Origin of the sequence: Kitasatospora sp. NPDC004669, assembly GCF_040609455.1 — a bacterium.
In the GTDB taxonomy this organism is placed as follows: domain Bacteria; phylum Actinomycetota; class Actinomycetes; order Streptomycetales; family Streptomycetaceae; genus Kitasatospora.
In genome coordinates, this window is record NZ_JBEXKB010000001.1 from 46216 (window position 1) to 62853 (window position 16638).

The window sequence follows — 16638 nt, forward strand, 5'->3', positions numbered from 1 at the left end:
ACATCGTCACCCGCAGCTGGCCGCCGTCCTGGCGATGGGCGCCGACCGGTCCACGTGGACCACCAAGGACGTCGGCGAGTACGACAAGCTGGTCCTCACCACCGACCCGCTCTCCTTCGACACCATGAAGACCGTCGTGGTGCGCTCGCTCTGGTTCTCACCCCTGCACACGCTGCGCGGCCTGCGGTCGTACATGAAGGCCATGGAGTTCTCCGAGCGCCTCCAGCTGGAGGCCGCGACCTTCGACGAGCGGGCCGAGGGGACGGAGTTCCGGATCCCGTTCTTCGTCTTCCAGGGTGACGGCGACGTCCTCACCCCGCCGCAGCCGGCCGAGCGCTTCTTCGACGAGGTCACCGCGCCGGTCAAGGAGTTCGCCCTGATCCGGAACGCCAGCCACTTCGCGAGCTTCCGCCACCCCGACCAGTTCCTCGACCTGATGCTCACCAAGGTCCGCCCGGCGATCACCGCCCAGCCGGTCGCCCGCTGACCTCGGCGACGCCCGTCGCCCGGCGCCCTGCGCCCGTCGCCCGGCACCGGCACCGGCACCGGCACCGGTCACCCGGCGACGACGGTTATCTCATGGACGGCGTTCCGGTCGCCGGTGAGCGGCTGGACCCGCCCGGCCGAGTCGGTGGCCCGGCAGCGGATGCGGTGCGGGCCCGGAGCGAGGTCGTACCGGAACCGGAAGCGCTGCCAGCTGGGGTCCGGACCGCGCCGGTCCAGCTCGGCGGGCTGCCAGTCGGCGTCGTCCACGGCGACCTCGACGGCCGCCACCTCGGTGGAACTCCAGGCGTAGCCCGCCAGTTCACAGACTCCGACCGGGACGTGCCGCCCGTCCCGCGGGGTGAGCAGCTTGCTGCTGACGTCCTTCTCGCGGGCCGGCCGGGACTCCCTCTCGCCGGGCAGGACGCGGGTGTACAGCCGGGTGGTGAAGAGGTGCTCGGGGCGCTCGGCGGCCAGCACGATCCGGGTCAGCCACTTGACCGAGTTGGTGCCGAACATCCGGGGCGCCACGGCGCGCACCGGGTAGCCGTGGTCGGGGCGCAGCGGTTCGCCGTTCATGGTGTGCGTGAGGACGACCTCGGCGCCCGCCTGATCGAGCGGCAGGTCCTTGAGGTAGCCCACGCCGCTCTCCCCGGCGAAGTCGCCGCGGTCGGCGCCCTCCAGCCAGACGTGCCGGGCCTCCGGGCGCGGGCCGGCCAGCTCCAGCACGGCGGCGAGGGGGACGCCGGCCCACTCCAGGTTGGTGACGGCACGGGTCGGCACCTCGGGGCGCAGCGGGTTGCCGAAGCACTCGTGGACGGCGGTGAAGCGGGTCTGCGGCAGGCCTTGGAAGGTCCGGAAGTCCAGCCGCAGGGGCCGCTCCACCAGGCCCTCGACGGTGAGCGACCAGCTGTCGGGGTCGAACCGCGGGTGCGGTCCGAGATGGTTGCGGATGAAGACGTCCTCGACCGGAGTGAGGTAGAGGTCCGGTGTCTCCGGGTCTGTCCTGATCATTCGTCACACCCCCGTGCAGTGACCACTGTTCCACGATCGACAGTACAAGGAGCGACTGACAGCGGGCCTTTCCAGCCGCCGCTCAGGCCCTGAAGGCCCGCGCCCGCGCCTGCGCCTGCGCCATGAGTTCGGCCACGGTCGCGGCCTTGTGCTCGGAGTAGGCGAGCAGCCGCCCGGCAGCCAGAGCGGCGTCCCGCTTGGCGCGGGCGTAGCGGGCGGCCGCCTCCGGATGGCCCCGCAGGTGGTCGCGGAACAGCAGGTTGTCGGTCCACAACTGCCCACGCAGCCCGACCACATGGACGTTGGCGGGCTGCTCCGAGCGCCGCCGCAGGTACTCCCGGCCCGGGACGCCCGCCTCGCCCAGGTGCTCGAACCCGAGCCCACGGACGTACCCGACCACCGCGTCGACGTCCCCGGCCGCACAGCCGATCTGGACGTCGAGCAGCGGCTTGGCGTCCAGGCCGGGGACGGAGGTCGAGCCGATGTGCTCGACCTCGGCGTGCAGGCCGAGCTCCCCCAGCCCGGCGCTGAGCCGCTCCACCAGGGCCCGGCCGCGGACCGCCCAGGCCGGGTCGTACGGGGCGAGGTGGACCGGTTCGTCGAGGTCGGGCGCGGTGGACACGTCCGCGAGGGTAGCGGCCACCGGCCCGGGTCGGCCGGACCGGATGTCCGATTCCTTCAAGACCGCCCGCCCGCACCCCGCCTAACGTGGCGACCATGAACAGCGCACCCGCACCGCAGCTCGCCTTCTTCGGCCTCGCCGTCTCCGACATGGCCGCCTCGGTCGCCTTCTACCGGCGGCTGGGGATCGTCTTCCCCGAGAGCTCCGAGCAGGAGCCGCACGTCGAGGCCGAGCTGCCCGGCGGGCTGCTCCTGGTGCTCGACGCGGAGTCCACCGTCCGCTCCTTCCACCCCGGCTGGCGGCTGCCGACCGGCAACGGCCGGGCCGCGCTGGCGTTCCGCTGCCAGAGCCCGGCGCACGTGGACGCGGTCTACGAGGAGCTGACCGGCGCCGGGTACCACGGGGAGCTGAAGCCCTGGGACGCCTTCTGGGGCCAGCGGTACGCGACCGTGCACGACCCGGACGGCAACGGGGTCGACCTGCTCGCGCCGCTGGCCCGGTAGCCCTGGGAGCCCAGCAGCGACGTCACCGACTGCCCGGCCAACTCCCGTACCTCGCGCGCCAGATGCGCCTGATCGGCGTAGCCCGTCCGGGCCGCCGCCTCGGCGAGCGGGACGCCGGAGCGGGCCAGCCCGAGGGCACGCTGCAGGCGCAGGATCCGGGCGAGCGTCTTGGGGCCGTAACCGAAGGCGGCCAGCGAGCGGCGGTGCAGCTGCCGGGCGCCGAGCCCGACCGCCTCGGCCGTCGCCGCGACGCTCCGCCCCGCCGCGAGCGCGTCGGCCACCGCCCGGACCAGCGGGTCCTCCGGCTGGGCCGCGGCCGCCAGGCGCAGTGCCAGCCGCTCCAGCGCGGCGGCCGGGTCGGGCGCCGCGTCGATCCGCTCGGTCAGCCGCCGCACCTCGCCGTCGGGGCGCAGGTCGGCCAGGTCGACCCGCCGGTCGCGCAGTTCGGAGGCCGGCACCCCGAGCAGCGCCGGAGCGGCCCCGGGCCGGAACCGGACGCCCGCCCACGGCCCGCGCAGCCCGGGCCCGGGCCGGAACGCCCGGGTGTCGGGACCGGCGACCAGCAGCCGGCCCTCCGTCCACAGCAGGTCCATGCACCCGTCCGGCAGCACCGGACCGCCCGCGCCACCGCCGGTACGGTCGGCGCCCTTCGTCCACACCACCGCCCCGGGCAGCCGGGACGCGCGCTCCGCGTAGTCGGTGGACATGCCTCGAAGGCTACGCCCCGGACAGACCGCCGGGCCCCGGGTGGACCGACGGCCCCGGACAGCCCACCGGCCCCGGCTGCACGTCGCAGCCGGGGCCGGTGGGTGGTGCCGCCGGTGGGGGCTCAGCCCACCGCCTCGACGGCGGGCTCGGCGGACTCGGCGGTGGTCTCCTGGCCGGTCTCCTGCCCAGCCGTCCGACCGCCCTCGCCGCGGTCGCGCATCAGCACCAGGGTCAGCGCCGCGGCCGCCAGGACGGCGAAGCCGCCGGCCGTGAAGGTGGTCGAGGTCGCGGTGTTGAAGGCCTCGCGGGCCGCGCTCGCCAGGGCTCCGTCACCGGTGGTGGCGGAGAGGGCGAGCGCATCGGTGATGGCGTGCCGGGCGGAGGCCGGGGCGCCGGTCGGCATCGAGTCGGTGTAGGTGCTGGACAGCACGGTGCCGAGGACGGCCACGCCGAGCGCGGCGCCGGACTGCTGGATGGTGTCGTTGAGCGCGGAGCCGACGCCCGCGTGCTCGCCGGGGATGGAGCCCATCAGGGCGTTGGCGGCGGCCGGCATGCCGAGGCCGGAGCCGATGCCCAGCACCAGCATGGCCAGGGCGACCTTGGTGAAGCCGTCGTCGACCGACAGGGTGGCCAGCAGGGCGAAGCCGCCCGCGATGATCACCATGCCGATCGAGGTCAGCACCCGCGGCTGGAGCTTCTTGCCGAGCGCCGCGCCGATCGCGTTGAAGGCGAGCGAGGCGATGGCCAGCGGGATGAAGGCCAGGCCGGTGTCGGTGGGCGAGAACTCCAGGACGAACTGCAGGTACTGGGTGAGCACCAGCATCAGGCCGCCGGTGGCGAAGGTCAGCAGGACCAGCGAGAAGCTGGCGCCGGTGAAGACCCGGTTGCGGAACAGCCCGAGCGGGACCATCGGCGAGTCGGTGCGGACCTGACGGACGCCGAAGCCGGTCAGCGCGGCGACCGCGACGGCGAGCGAGCCGAGGGTGTCGGGGTCGGTGAAGCCGTCCCGGGGCAGCACGATGATCGACCAGACCAGGGCCGTCATGCCGACCATCGAGAGCAGCATCCCGGGGAGGTCGGGCCGGCGCCACGGCCCCTTGGACTCCGGCATCAGCACGACCGCCGCGACGATCGCCACCGCCGCCACCGGCACGTTGATCAGGAACACCGCGCCCCACCAGAAGTGCGCGATCAGCGCGCCGCCCAGCGCCGGGCCGCCGACCAGGCCGACCATGGCCACCGCGCTCCAGGCGGCGATCGCCTTGGGCCGCTCCTCGTTGTCGAAGACGGTGATCAGGATGGACAGCGTGCTGGGCATGACCAGCGCGCCGCCGACGCCCATCAGGACGCGTCCGGCGATCAGCTGGCCGGGGCTGGCGGCGACCGCCGCGACCAGTGAGGCCGCACCGAACAGCGCCAAGCCGGTGATCATCACTTTTCGCCGTCCGAAGCGGTCGGAGAGGCTGCCCGAGGTCAGCAGCAGCCCGGCGAAGACCAGGATGTACGAGTCGATGATCCACTGGATGTCCTGCGCCCCGGCCTTGAGGTCCTCCGCGATCGGCGGGATGGACACCGTGAGCACCATGTTGTCGATCACCAGCACCAGGCTGCTGAGACAGAGCACGACCAGGATGAGCCAGCGACGCGGGTGACGATCCACCGCGATCCCCCTTCGGTATCGGCGCGCCGACCGCAGCCGCGCACAAGTCCCCGCATCGGCGACAGCCGCGCGGAAGTCCGCGTGGGCACACCGTCCGCCGTCCCCAGCCGTACGGCGTGCGCCACGCCGAACACTGTACGGTCGCCGTACAGTGTTCGCAACGCCGTACAGCGTGCGGCGCGGCTTATGCTGAATCGGAAGAACCCGGACCGAGAGCGAGGAGGGCCGATGGCGGCCAGGTCAGAGGACACATCGTCGGACGGTCGACCGGACCCGGCCGGCTTCCAGTCGCCGTGGAACCGCCCGCCGCGACGGCGGGACCAGCCCGCCCTCAGCCGCGAGCAGATCGTCACCGAGGCGCTCGCACTGCTGGACTCCGACGGCATCGAGGCGCTGAGCATGCGCAAGCTCGGCGCCCGCCTCAACGCCGGCGCCACCTCGCTCTACACCCACGTCGCCAACAAGGACGAACTGCTCGCTCTGGTCGTCGACCAGGTCTTCGGCGAGCTCCCGATGCCGACGGCCGAAGGCGCCGAGGACCCCGCGGTCTGGCGCGCGGCCGTCGTCGGCTGCGCCGACAACATGCGGGCGGCCATCATGCGCCACCCGTGGATGGTCTCGGTGATCGGCGACGTCGGGATGGTCTACCTCGGCCCCAACTGGATGCGGCTCTCCGAGTCCCTCCTGGCCCTGATGGAGACCGCCGGTTTCGAACTCGTCGAGGCCAACGAAGCGATGAGCGCGGTCATGGGCTACACCATCGGGACCGCCTGTGTGGAGGCCGCCTGGCTGAGCGCGCTGACCAAGAGCGGCCAGGACGAGCGGGTGTGGATGGAACAGCTGCTGCCCGCCGTCCTGGAGGCCACCAAGAGCCATCCTCGACTGCACCGGCTGTACGCCACCCAGGTGCAGCAGGAGGTCAACGAGGGCAGCCGGGACAACAGCTTCATCCGTGGCGTCGGGGTGATCCTGGACGGCATCGAGGCGACCCGGGCGGCACAGGGCAAGGGCTGAGCTCCACCACCACGGCCCGGGCGGGTGCACCGCGAACGCCCGGGCCGTCGATCGCCGCCGATCACCGCCGGCCACCACCGAGCAACGCCGATCACCGCCGAGCAGCACTCAACTCCCGCTCAGCGCCTGCACATCGGCGTACCCCGGCACCGGACCGACCGCTCCGCCCGAGGCGACGGCGGCCGCCGTGGCCACCGCCGCCGCCAGCGCCGCACGGTACAGCAGCGAGCCCAGACTGACCCGGGCCACCCCGAGCTCGGCCAGCTCGGCGAGGCCCGGGCCGGTCGGCGTCAGCAGGATGTTGAGCGGGACGGCGACCCTCCCGACCAGCCGGGCGATCGCCGCCGGTTCGACCAGACCGGGGACGAACACCCCGTCCGCGCCCGCCTGTTGGTAGTGCTCCAGCCGCCGGACGGCCTCCGGCTCCGGGTCCTCGTGCCCGCACCAGTAGGTGTCGGTGCGGGCGTTCACGAACAGCTCCGGCACCGCCGCCTTCACCGCCGCGACCTTCGCCGCGTGAACGGCGGCCGGCGCCAGCGTGCCGTCCGCCCGACCGTCCTCCAAGTTGATGCCGGCCACTCCGGCCTGCACCAACTCCACGGCCAGCGCGGCCACTTCGTCCGGGTCATCGGTGAAGCCGGACTCCACGTCGACGCTGAGCAGGAAGTCGTCCCGCCCGAGCCGGCGGGCCAGCCGTACGGTCTCCGCCCGGGTGGCGGCGGCGCCGTCGGGCAGCCCGGCGGCGGCCGCCACGCCCAGGCTGGTGGTGCCGATCGCCGAGTAGCCCTCGGCGGCGAGGGCTACGGCCGAGGCGTGGTCCCAGGCGTTCGGGAGCAGCAGCGGGCGGCCGGGACGGTGGTGCAGTGCGGCGAACGGGGTCATCGGGCCACCTCCGGGGCCAACTTCCCGACCGAGTCGGCGTAGTAACCGGACCCGGCCAGGTGACAGACGATCTGACGGAAGCTCCAGCCCCGACCCGGCGAGTCGTCCAGGTGCCCATCCGACAGCGCGGCGACCCGCTGGGCCCAGATCCGCCCGAGCCGGACGAGCCGGCTGCGGGCCTCGTCCAGGTCGGCGGCGGTGAACGGCGCGAGGTCGGCCGGGGTGGTGACGTTGGAGGCGTGCCAGTGATCGGGCTCGGTCGGCTGGCCGGCCAAACGGGCATCCCACTCGGCCAGGTGGTCGAGGAGATGATCGGCGACCCGGCGAACCGCCTTGTGCGGGGTGTAGGTCCGGCCGTCGGCATTGACGATCGGGCGGCCGTCCCAGGCCGTCCAGGTCGCGGCGAGATCGAGCACGTGATCCACCATCTCCGGCACCAGTGCGGCGAGTTCGGCCTTGCCGATGTCCCGCGAGGACGGCACGGAGGCATCCGCCGGGTCCGAGGCGCCGTACAGGATGCCCTCGGCGAGGACCAGCGCGTGCGCGCGGCCCGGACAGAGCCGGGGCTCGGCGCCGAAGGCCAGCGACTCGCGGCCCGGCTGCCGGGCGACTGCGACGTCCAGCAGCACCTGCGCCCCGGCGGGTACGGCGACCCCGCCGACCTCGGTCGCCCGGGCGGCGAACCGGCGCATCACCCGTATCGGAGAGTCCTCCCGCAGGGCGCCGACCAGGCCGTCGGGATGCCGCCGGGCATGCTCGACCAGGGTGGCCGTGGCGTGGCAGGCCTGCACGAGCAGGCCGATCCGGTTCGCCGCCGTCTCCTCGTCGGCGTCCCCCATCGCGGGCAGCAGCCGGGCCACCGCCGCATCGGCCTCCGGGTCGTCCGGCGCCGGCTCGAAGTACGCCCGGGACACCGCCTTCACGTCCCGCGCGACGGCCTCCGGCTCGGCCAGCCCGAGCGCCGCCGCCAGCACCCGGACCACCCGCAACCGGACGTCCGTCCCGTAGCCGCCCGCCGCCGCGACCCGCAGCACAGCCGGGTCCAGCCGCTCCAGGTCGGCCAGCACCAGCGCCCGCCGCCGGGCGTGCGGCTCACCCGCGCTGAACCGGGCGACTGCGGCCCGCAGCCAGGCCACCGTGCCGTACCGGCCGGGCGTCGCGGGCGGTGGGACCAGCGCCGGGTCGGCCAGGGCCGCGATCACGTCCTCGTACCGGGAGAAGTGGAGTCGGACCTCCGTCGGGTCACTCATGCGCCCGCCTCGCTTCGCTCAGCAGGGGCATTCGCCCACACGCACCTCTCGACGACTCTCCCCCAGCCTTCGGCCGGGGGGACCCCCATGCTTCGCTCACTCATGCGCCCGCCTCGCTTCGCTCACTCATGCCGCCATCGTGGCCCCGACTCGTTTCGGTCCCGGCCGAACTGTGCCGGGGCGACCATGGCGGCATGCCCGACCATGGACGCATGCCACTGGACCACCGGGGCTCCTCGCTCGCCGCCCTCGCCGCCCTGCTCGCCGACCCCACCCGCGCCGAGTTCTGCTCCGCACTGCTCGACGGCCGCGCCTGGACCGCCGGCGAGCTGGCCCGGTCGGCGGGCGTCGCGCCCTCCACGGCCAGCGAGCACCTGTCCCGGCTGATCGCGGGCGGCCTGCTGGCCGAGGAACGGCAGGGCCGGCACCGGTACGTCCGGCTGGCCGGCCCGGCCGTCGCCACCCTGATCGAGGACCTCACCGTCTTCGCCGAGGCCGGCGGCAAGCCCGACCGGGCACCCACCACCCTCCGTGAGGCCACCCGGCAGAGCGCCGAGGCCCGCGCCCGGACCTGCTACGACCACCTGGCCGGCCGCCTCGGAGTGGCCGTCGCCGACGCGCTGCTCGACCGCGGCCTGGTCAGCGACGACGCCGGACTCGCCGTCACCGAGCGCGGCCACGCCTGGCTGGCCGCGCAGGCGATCGAGCTGCCGCCGCGCGCCGGCCGCCCCGGCGCGCGCCCGGTGGTGCGCAGCTGCCTGGACTGGACGGAGCGCCGCAGCCACCTCGGCGGTGCGCTGGGCGCGGCACTCTGCCGCACCCTCCTGGACCGCGCCTGGGTGGAGCGGATCGGCTCCGGCCGGGCCCTGCGGGTCACCCCGGACGGCTGCCGGGCGCTGCGCGAACTCCTCGGCGTCGAGGTGTCCGTCGAGGTGTCCTGAGCCCGCTCATCGTGTCCCGGGCCCGCTCAGCCCATCGACTTCGCCCCGTCCAGCGACTCCCGGATGATGTCCGCGTGCCCGGCGTGCTGCGCGGTCTCGGCGATCAGGTGCAGCAGCACCCGCCGGGCCGACCAGCTCGCCCCCGGCTCGAACCAGGGCGCGGGCGGCAGCGGGTGGGCGAGGTCCAGGTCGGGCAGGCTGCGGACCAGCTCGTCCGTGCCGCGCGCGACCGCCTCGTACGCGTCGAGCAGCCCGGCGAGCGTCTCGCCCTCCGCCATCCGGAACTGGGCCGCCCAGTCCCCGTCGCCGCTGCGCATCGCCTCCGCCCCGCCCGTGATGAACCGCGCCCAGCGCGCCTCGACCGCGGCCACGTGCTTGATCAGGCCGCCCAGGCACAACTCGCTGGCCGTGGTGCGCCGGGCCGCCTGCTCGTCGGTGAGGTCGCCGACGGTGCGGCGCAGCAGGCCTCGGTGCTTGTCCAGGGTCTCGACGAGGTCCTCGCGCTCCCCCATCAGACGTCCACGGTCTTCGGCTGCTCGCCCACGGTCCGGCCGAGGTCGATCAGCCCGAAGGCCGCGCCCTGCTGGTCTCCGACCGCCGCGAACCGGCCGAACGGGCTGTCCATCGGCCCGAAGTACACCTTGCCGCCGCGCGCCGTCAGCCGCTGGATCGCGGCATCGGTGTCGTTCACGGCGAAGTAGACGCTCACGTACGAAGGCGCCTCAGGCGGCAGGAGGTCGCCCTCCGCCCCCATCCGGCCCAGCACCGGCCGGTCGCCGACCTGGAACATCCGGTAGTCGACCTCCGGGGAGTCCATCTTCCTCACGCCGTACGGGAAGACCGCCGGGAAGAAGGCGTCGGCCTTCGCGGGCTCGCGGGTGACGATCTCGGCCCAGCTGTACGCGCCGGGCTCGCCCTGCTTCTCGAAGCCCTCGTGGATCCCGGCCTGCCAGACGCCGAACACGACCCCGCCCGGGTCCCTGGCGATCACCATCGTGCCGACGTCACCGATCACCATCGGGCCGATGACCACCTCGCCGCCGTTGGTGCGGATCCGCTCGGCGGTGGCGGCGGCGTCCGGGGAGGCGAGGTACAGGCACCAGGCGGGCTGCACCTGGTAACCGGGCATCGGCGGCACGATCGCGGCCACCGCCCTGCCGTCCGAGTACGCCTGGGTGTAGTTGCCGTACTCCGACGAGCTCTCGCCGAAGGTCCAGCCGAGGACATCGCCGTAGAAGGCCTTGGCGCCCTCCAGGTCGGTGAACATCACGTCGGCCCAACAGGGTGTGCCCTCAGGTAGCGCAGCCATCTCTCAGCCCTCGCGTGTGGCGATGCGGGCGCGCGTCGGAAGGCGCGCGGCCCCCGACTGGCCAGCGTAGCCACGACGCGGCGCACCCGCGCGGGATGGCCCGCGCGGGTGCGCCTCGGGTGTGCCTCGGGCGTCCCGCCTCAGTTCGCCGGGACCGCCCCGGTCAGCGGCGGGCGCAGCGAGGTCGTGCCGAGGCCGGTCGGGCCGAGCGGTACCGCGCCGGTCACCGCGGCGGCGCTCGGCTCGGGGGCCTGCGCTGCGGGTACGGGGAGCGGCACCGGCGGGACGGGGGCGGCGGGCGCCGCCACGGTCGCCCGCGCCTCGGGTGCCTCGGGCGCCTCAGGGGCCGCCGCCCGCGCCCGGACCGCGTTCGCGAGGTCCCGCTCGGCGCCGAAGTGCCGCTCCAGGTCCTCCGTGCGGTAGCGGCGGCAGTCCTGGTGCCACTTCAGGACGCCCGCGAGCCAGTTCTCCAGCTCCGTGACGTAACCGGCGAGCAGCTTCCGGGCGGCCGGGTCCAGCCCGAAGTCCTCGCACATCACCGGGAGTTCCTGCTGCGCGACGTGCTGGAACTGCTCCAGCCGCGAGTGCATCAGATCGTCGACGATCCGGACCGCCGCCGGGTAGTCACAGTTGAAGAAGTTCTGCACCACCAGCACGATGTTGTGCAGCTCGCCCTCGTACTCGACCTCCTTCTGGTACGAGAACACGTCGTTGATCATGCACCCGTAGTCCATGGCGGAGTTCTCCAGCGCGCGCATCGAGCCGTGCCGGTACACCTGCTCCGGCACGGTCTGCCCGTGCGACAGCCGACTGAGGCCGGTGGTGAGCTCGGAGCCGAAGGTGGTGCGGCGCATCTCCAGGTAGTCGACCGGGTCCGGGATCCGGTTCTGGATCTGGTTGCCCAGCTCCCAGATCCAGCTGGCCGTCATCGCCTCGACCGATTCGCGGAGCCGGCCCCGGGCCTCGACGGTCATCGTGCCGGTGGTCCGCTCCCAGATGTCGGCGAGGGCGCGCTCCAACGCATTGGCCGGCTCGGGCACCGGGCCGACGTCCAGCGGCATGAACAGCGCCAGCCGCGCGTTGGCGGCCTTGGCACCGGCCAGGTCTCGGGTGCGTCCGAAGACCTTCGGATAGTAGTCGTCGGCCCAGGTGCCCCAGGCCAACCACGCTGAGGTGATGTCGAGTTGGTCGGCGGTGGCGCCCGGGTCGATGCCGGCCGCGCAGAGCGGGAGGTCGTAGTCGCGCATCGACTCGGCGTCCCAGATGCCGGATCCGGGGATGTCGGGGTGAGCCGACAGCAGACCCATCCGCTCGGCCCACTCGATCACCCGCTCCCGGGCGCCGTCCAGGTGCGGGCTCAGTGAGAGGCTGAACGGCAGCTTGAACTCCGGCAGTCGGGACGGGCCGACGGCCTGGAACGGCACCTGCCCGTGCGAGCGCGCCCGCCGCTCGGCGGGCGCGGTGCGGGGCACCGGGGTCGCCGGGGTCGCCGGGGGAGCGCCCGTCACCGCACCGCTGCGCAGGATGTCCAGCGCCGAGGTGCCGATGCCGCCGATCGCGTACTGGTCCCACCAGTTGCCGGAACCGGGCAGTCCGGGCAGTCCGCCGCCGGTGCCGGGAGCCACCTCGTCGGCCGAACCCGACGCCGCGCCACCGCCGTTCCCGTCCCTTCCGTTCATGTACCGGCTGGAGCGCATGTGCCACTCGTGCCCGCCGGACTGCCAGTCCTGCAGGCCCTTGACGTACGCCATCACCCGGGCGCGGCCCTCGGCGTCGAGCCCGGTCTCCGCGAACAGCACCGGCAGTTCGGTGAACACGGTGTTCTCGAACTGCTGGAGCCGCGAGGTGAGCAGGTCGTTGACCGCCTCGGCGGCCTCCTGGGTGGAGCACTCCAGGAAGCGCTCCAGCACCAGGATGCCGTTGCTCAGCTCGCCCTCGTCCTCGACCTCGCGCTGGTACGAGAAGATGTCGTTGCGCAGGTGCACCCCGTCGGAGAAGGCGTCCATCAGCACCCGCAGCGCGCGCGAGCCCGACACCTCCTGCGGCACCTCGGCACCGGCCGCGTACTCGACCAGTTGGGCGGACCACGGCGCCCCGCCGACCTTGCGCCGCATCTCGATGTACTCGACCGGGTTGGCCACCCGGCCGGCGTTGATGTTGGAGAGCTCCCACAGCGATTCGTTGAGCAGGTTGCGGGTGCTCTCGGCGAACCGGACCCGCCAGTCCTCGCCCATCGCCGGCACGGTGCGCCGCCACAGGTCGGCCAGCCCCGCCTCGACCGGGTTCTCGGGCTCGGGCAGCGGAGTGGTCGGGTCGGCCGGCATGAACAGCGGCAGCCGGTCGAGGTGCGCCTTCCCGGCCGCGCGGTCGTTGGTGCGCTTGTACATGTCGAGGAAGTGGTCGTCGAAGAAGAAGACCCAGACGTACCAGTCGGTGACCAGCGACAGCGCCTCGGCGGAGGCGTCGGGGTGGGTGTAGGCGCAGAGCAGGCCGTAGTCGTGGGCGGCCAGGTCGGCCAGGTCCCAGATGCCCGATCCCTCCAGCATGCCCATCTCCCGGGCCCAGTCGGTGGAGTGGGCCCGCGCCTCGTCCAGATGGGGGTTGAGGCGTGCCGGGTGCGGCACGTAGAAGGACGGCAGTTCGAACGGCTGGGTCACGGCGGGCGAGCCTTTCTGGACGCGTCGATTGGACCAAGAATGACCCGCCGTCAGGTCGCCGCACCGGCACAACAGGAACAGTCATATGAGATGACCCACCCGCTCTAATCCCCCTCGAACTCCCGCCCGAACTCCAGCCCGAACGATCGGTCGGCCCCGGATCGCCCGTACGGGCTCGGATCACCACCCCACCGGGGGTTTCACCCCGCACCCGCGCCATCACAACCACCCGACCAGCCGAGCGCGCACCCCCTCCCGCGCCCCTGACCCGCACCACCTCGACCGCCCCCGACTCCCTCCGGAAGCACCACGGCAGGGGCGGACCACCGAAGTGACCCGCCCCTGCCGCAGTCGGCCCCGGTCAGGCCGCGAGCCCCAGGACGAGGGAGGCGACGGCCGGTGCCATGTAGATCAGCGGGAAGGGGATGTGGGCGTAGGCACGGGCGCGGGCGACGGTGACGACGGCGCCGAGGAAGTAGAGGATGATGCCGACGGCGGCGGCGTAGCCGAGGGCCGGGACGGCGAGGCCGACCAGGAGGCCGAGGGCGCCGGCGGCCTTGGCGATGCCGAGCCAGGTCCACCAGGCGCGCGGGACGCCGTACTCGGCGAGGGGGCCCACGACGTACTCGGCCTTGGCGAAGACGGAGTAGGCCGAGAAGCCGACCATGAGGGCGCCGAGGACGGTGACGACGGTGTAGGCGACGGACATTGTGTGCTCCCCGTTTCAGTGGCTGGTCGGTCGGACACAGCACTGACCCGGCACGCGTCACGGATGTGACAGGCGCGGACAAAAATTTTTCCGCGCCCCCTCCGAAGGGCCCCAACAACCGTTCCGCCAACGAACAATACAAGCCCGGCAAGGCCGGGGCACCAAGACTTCCCCCGATGCGGGCGTGTTGACGGCGTCCGCCCACGCCGCGTCCATAAGACTGGGCGCCGACCCGACGTCAACTCCGAGAAGGGCACACCCCATGAACGTCACCGTCCGGCTCGCCCAGCAGCCCGAGGCCGACGAACTGCTCGGACGGAGTGCGCTCGCCGCGCTCGTCGGCATGCTGCTGGACCAACAGGTGCCGATGGAATGGGCGTTCACCGGCCCGCTGACCATCGCCCAGCGCCTCGGCCGGGACGACCTCGACGCCCACGAGATCGCCACCTACAACCCGGAGGAGTTCGTCGCCCTGCTCTCCGCGAAACCGGCCGTCCACCGCTACCCGGCCGCGATGGCCAAACGGGTGCAGCAGCTGTGCCAGTTCCTCGTCGCGCAGTACGACGGCGATGCCGCCGCGCTGTGGAAGGACGCCCGCACCGGCAAGGAGCTGCTCAGCCGCCTCAACGCCCTCCCCGGCTTCGGCAAGCAGAAGTCGCAGATCTTCCTGGCCCTGCTCGGCAAGCAGTACGGAGTGCGGCCGGAGGGCTGGCGCGAGGCGGCCGGCGCGTACGGCGAGGAGGGCGCGCACCGCTCGGTCGCCGACATCACCGGCCCCGAATCCCTCACCCTGGTACGGGAGTTCAAGCAGGAGATGAAGCGCGCCGCGAAGGAGGCGAAGGCCGCCGCCAAGCCCCGCACCACATCCCGGACGACCGCCGCGACCGTGACCGGCACCTGCTGAGTCGGCCGCAGGACGACGGCGCCGAAAACCGATTGCCCGGCCCCGCCCCACCGGGCGACGCTTCCGGCATGACCGCATCCGCCTCCGCACGCCACAGCGTGTCCGCGCTCTTCACCCCCGACGGGCGCCTGACCGCCATCCCCCGCAGGGCGGCCCGCCGGGAGCGGCTGCTGGCCCATCTCGCCGAGACCCTGTTCGAGCCGGGCCGCAGCTACACCGAGGCCGAGGTCAACAACGCCCTGCACACCGTGCACGACGACGCCCCCGCCCTGCGCCGCGACCTGGTCGAGGCAGGCCGCCTGGCCCGCCCCAGGGACGGCAGCAGCTACCAGCGGGTCCCGGCACCCGGACACCCGTAGCGGGCGGCGCGGCCCGCGGTGCACCGAGGGCCCCGGCCGCAGAAGCGCGACCGAGGCCCTCGTCGGGAACCCCGTCAGGACCGGGTCAGACCAGCACGGTCTCCCGCTCCTCCGCCGCGTCCTCGGCCGCGGCGACGACCCCCGCCGCCCGCTTGCGCGGCAGCGCGAACATCAGCAGGAACACCACCAGCAGCACCCCGGCGACCCACCACAGCGCGTTGGTGAACGCCCCGCCGAAGGCCTCCCCGACCGCGTCCGGCGCGACCACGTCGTCCATCGCCCCGAAGAAGGCCACCGACACCAGCCCGAGCCCGAGCGCGTTGCCCACCTGCTGCACGGTGTTGATCAGACCCGAGGCCGACCCGGCGTGCCGGCGCGGCACCTCGGACAGCACCGCGTCGGTGATCGGCGCGACGATCAGCCCCATCCCGAGGCCCATCACCACCAGCGGCAGCGCCATCTGCCAGGGCGCGATCGACGTCCCGTACCGGTCCGCCTCCCAGATGTAGGTGAGCACGCCCGCCGCCATCACCAGCGCGCCCGCCTGGAGCACCTTCCGCCCGAACCGCGGCACCAGCTTCTGCACCGACAGCCCGGCCGCCGTGGAGACCGCGAGCGAGAACGGGATGCCGGTCGCCCCGGCCTTGAGCGGGCTCCAGCCCAGTCCGACCTGCATGTAGAGCGTCCAGACCAGGAAGAAGATGCCGAGCGCCACGCCGAAGGCCAGCTGCACGCAGATCCCGGCCGCGAAGCTCTTCACCCGGAACAGCGACAGCTCCACCAGCGGCGAGCCGTCCCGCCGGGTCTTGGCCTTCTCGTACACCACGAACAGCACGAACACCGGCAGGCTCCCGGCCATCGACGCATAGCCCCAGAGCGGCCAGCCGGCCTCCCGGCCGTGGGTCAGCGGGTAGATCAGCATCAGCAGGCCGAGGCTGGCCAGCGCCACGCCGACCAGGTCCAGCTTCAGCGCGTGCTCGGCCTTGGACTCGTCGATGAAGCGGCGGCCGAGCAGCAGCCCGGCGATGCCGACCGGCAGGTTGATCAGGAAGATCGGCCGCCAGGCCAGGCCCAGCGGGTCCCACTCGGTGAGCAGCGCGCCGATCATCGGACCGGAGACCGCGCCCAGCCCGACCACCGCGCCGAACATGCCGAACACCTTGCCGCGCTCCTCCGCCGGGAAGGTCGCGTGGATGATCGACAGCACCTGCGGCACCATCAGTGCCGCCGTACCGCCCTGCAGCAGCCGCATCCCGACCAGCATCTCCGGGCCGGAGGCCAGCCCGCACAGCGCGGAGGCCAGGGTGAAGCCGCCGATCCCGATCAGGAACAGCCGCTTGCGGCCGTGGATGTCGCCCAGCCGGCCGCCGGTGATCAGGCCGATCGCAAAGGCCAGCGCATAGCCGCCGGTGACCCACTGGATGGCGCTGAACGAGGCACCGGTGTCCTGCTGGATGCTCGGGATGGCGATGTTGACGATGGTCACGTCCACCAGGTCCATGAAGGAGGCGACCATCACGATCGCCAGCGCGATCCACCTCCGCCGGTCGGCTCCCGCCGTGGTCATTGCGTACTCCTCGCTCGTCTGCTGCACGTCCACGACAGTACGGGGCATGTAGGTCA

Annotated in this window: 16 protein-coding genes and 1 pseudogene; 6 read left to right on the forward strand and 11 right to left on the reverse strand. The window is 73.2% G+C overall.

Annotated elements, in window-relative coordinates; all coding sequences use genetic code 11:
- The first annotated feature begins 34 nt into the window (after window positions 1-34).
- Window positions 35-487, forward strand: a complete 453-nt coding sequence (locus tag ABZW30_RS00220; protein WP_355668757.1) for a hypothetical protein — start codon at window positions 35-37, stop codon at window positions 485-487.
- A 68-nt stretch (window positions 488-555) separates the two neighbouring features.
- On the opposite strand, the gene ABZW30_RS00225 is transcribed toward ABZW30_RS00220, so the two are convergent.
- On the reverse strand, window positions 556-1497 hold the full coding sequence (locus ABZW30_RS00225; RefSeq protein WP_355668758.1) for a molybdopterin-dependent oxidoreductase: 942 nt from the start codon (window positions 1495-1497) through the stop codon (window positions 556-558).
- Window positions 1498-1579: 82 nt separating this feature from the next.
- The gene (locus tag ABZW30_RS00230; protein WP_355668759.1) at window positions 1580-2119 is read right to left on the reverse strand and encodes a GrpB family protein; all 540 of its coding nucleotides are present in this window, start codon (window positions 2117-2119) and stop codon (window positions 1580-1582) included.
- A 95-nt stretch (window positions 2120-2214) separates the two neighbouring features.
- Between ABZW30_RS00230 and ABZW30_RS00235 the strand changes: the two genes are divergently transcribed.
- A complete protein-coding gene (locus tag ABZW30_RS00235; protein ID WP_355668760.1) occupies window positions 2215-2622 on the forward strand; it encodes a VOC family protein in 408 nt (135 codons plus the stop codon).
- Between the two features lie 32 nt (window positions 2623-2654).
- On the opposite strand, the pseudogene ABZW30_RS00240 reads toward ABZW30_RS00235, so the two are convergent.
- Together ABZW30_RS00240 and ABZW30_RS00245 are read right to left on the reverse strand one after the other, a co-directional pair.
- A pseudogene (locus ABZW30_RS00240) lies at window positions 2655-3329 on the reverse strand (helix-turn-helix domain-containing protein); the annotation flags it as partial.
- 122 nt (window positions 3330-3451) lie between these two features.
- Window positions 3452-4990: an MFS transporter gene (locus tag ABZW30_RS00245; protein ID WP_355668761.1), complete on the reverse strand. Its 1539-nt coding sequence runs from the start codon at window positions 4988-4990 to the stop codon at window positions 3452-3454.
- Between the two features lie 228 nt (window positions 4991-5218).
- On the opposite strand from ABZW30_RS00245, the gene ABZW30_RS00250 reads away from it, so the two are divergent.
- Entirely contained in the window at window positions 5219-6004 is a 786-nt protein-coding gene (locus ABZW30_RS00250) for a TetR/AcrR family transcriptional regulator C-terminal domain-containing protein (RefSeq protein ID WP_355668762.1), read from the forward strand.
- Between the two features lie 108 nt (window positions 6005-6112).
- Here ABZW30_RS00250 and ABZW30_RS00255 read toward each other — a convergent pair whose 3' ends face one another.
- Both ABZW30_RS00255 and ABZW30_RS00260 read right to left on the reverse strand, forming a co-directional pair.
- Window positions 6113-6886 carry an isocitrate lyase/phosphoenolpyruvate mutase family protein gene (locus ABZW30_RS00255; RefSeq protein WP_355668763.1) on the reverse strand — a complete coding sequence of 258 codons (774 nt, stop codon included), beginning with the start codon at window positions 6884-6886 and terminating at the stop codon, window positions 6113-6115.
- A complete protein-coding gene (locus ABZW30_RS00260; RefSeq protein ID WP_355668764.1) occupies window positions 6883-8136 on the reverse strand; it encodes a hypothetical protein in 1254 nt (417 codons plus the stop codon). Before ABZW30_RS00260 ends, ABZW30_RS00255 begins: the two co-directional genes overlap by 4 nt.
- A gap of 212 nt (window positions 8137-8348) precedes the next feature.
- Between ABZW30_RS00260 and ABZW30_RS00265 the strand changes: the two genes are divergently transcribed.
- Window positions 8349-9077, forward strand: coding sequence for a winged helix-turn-helix domain-containing protein (locus ABZW30_RS00265; protein ID WP_355668765.1), 729 nt, complete (start codon window positions 8349-8351; stop codon window positions 9075-9077).
- A 26-nt stretch (window positions 9078-9103) separates the two neighbouring features.
- Here the strand turns inward: ABZW30_RS00265 and ABZW30_RS00270 are convergent, their stop codons facing one another.
- The 4 genes from ABZW30_RS00270 to ABZW30_RS00285 all read right to left on the reverse strand — a co-directional run bounded on the left by ABZW30_RS00270 (window position 9104) and on the right by ABZW30_RS00285 (window position 13752).
- Window positions 9104-9589, reverse strand: a complete 486-nt coding sequence (locus tag ABZW30_RS00270; RefSeq protein ID WP_355668766.1) for a DinB family protein — start codon at window positions 9587-9589, stop codon at window positions 9104-9106.
- The gene (locus ABZW30_RS00275; RefSeq protein ID WP_355668767.1) at window positions 9589-10386 is read right to left on the reverse strand and encodes a VOC family protein; all 798 of its coding nucleotides are present in this window, start codon (window positions 10384-10386) and stop codon (window positions 9589-9591) included. Before ABZW30_RS00275 ends, ABZW30_RS00270 begins: the two co-directional genes overlap by 1 nt.
- A gap of 140 nt (window positions 10387-10526) precedes the next feature.
- Window positions 10527-13043 carry a terpene synthase family protein gene (locus ABZW30_RS00280; RefSeq protein WP_355668768.1) on the reverse strand — a complete coding sequence of 839 codons (2517 nt, stop codon included), beginning with the start codon at window positions 13041-13043 and terminating at the stop codon, window positions 10527-10529.
- Between the two features lie 361 nt (window positions 13044-13404).
- Entirely contained in the window at window positions 13405-13752 is a 348-nt protein-coding gene (locus ABZW30_RS00285) for a DoxX family protein (RefSeq protein WP_355668769.1), read from the reverse strand.
- Window positions 13753-14014: 262 nt separating this feature from the next.
- Here ABZW30_RS00285 and ABZW30_RS00290 point away from each other — a divergent pair, with 262 nt between their 5' ends.
- Both ABZW30_RS00290 and ABZW30_RS00295 read left to right on the forward strand, forming a co-directional pair.
- Window positions 14015-14656, forward strand: coding sequence for an HhH-GPD-type base excision DNA repair protein (locus ABZW30_RS00290; protein ID WP_355668770.1), 642 nt, complete (start codon window positions 14015-14017; stop codon window positions 14654-14656).
- Window positions 14657-14724: 68 nt separating this feature from the next.
- On the forward strand, window positions 14725-15015 hold the full coding sequence (locus tag ABZW30_RS00295; RefSeq protein WP_355668771.1) for a DUF2087 domain-containing protein: 291 nt from the start codon (window positions 14725-14727) through the stop codon (window positions 15013-15015).
- A gap of 85 nt (window positions 15016-15100) precedes the next feature.
- On the opposite strand, the gene ABZW30_RS00300 is transcribed toward ABZW30_RS00295, so the two are convergent.
- Complete coding sequence (locus tag ABZW30_RS00300) at window positions 15101-16582, reverse strand: MFS transporter (protein ID WP_355668772.1); 1482 nt, start codon at window positions 16580-16582, stop codon at window positions 15101-15103.
- Window positions 16583-16638: the final 56 nt, after the last annotated feature.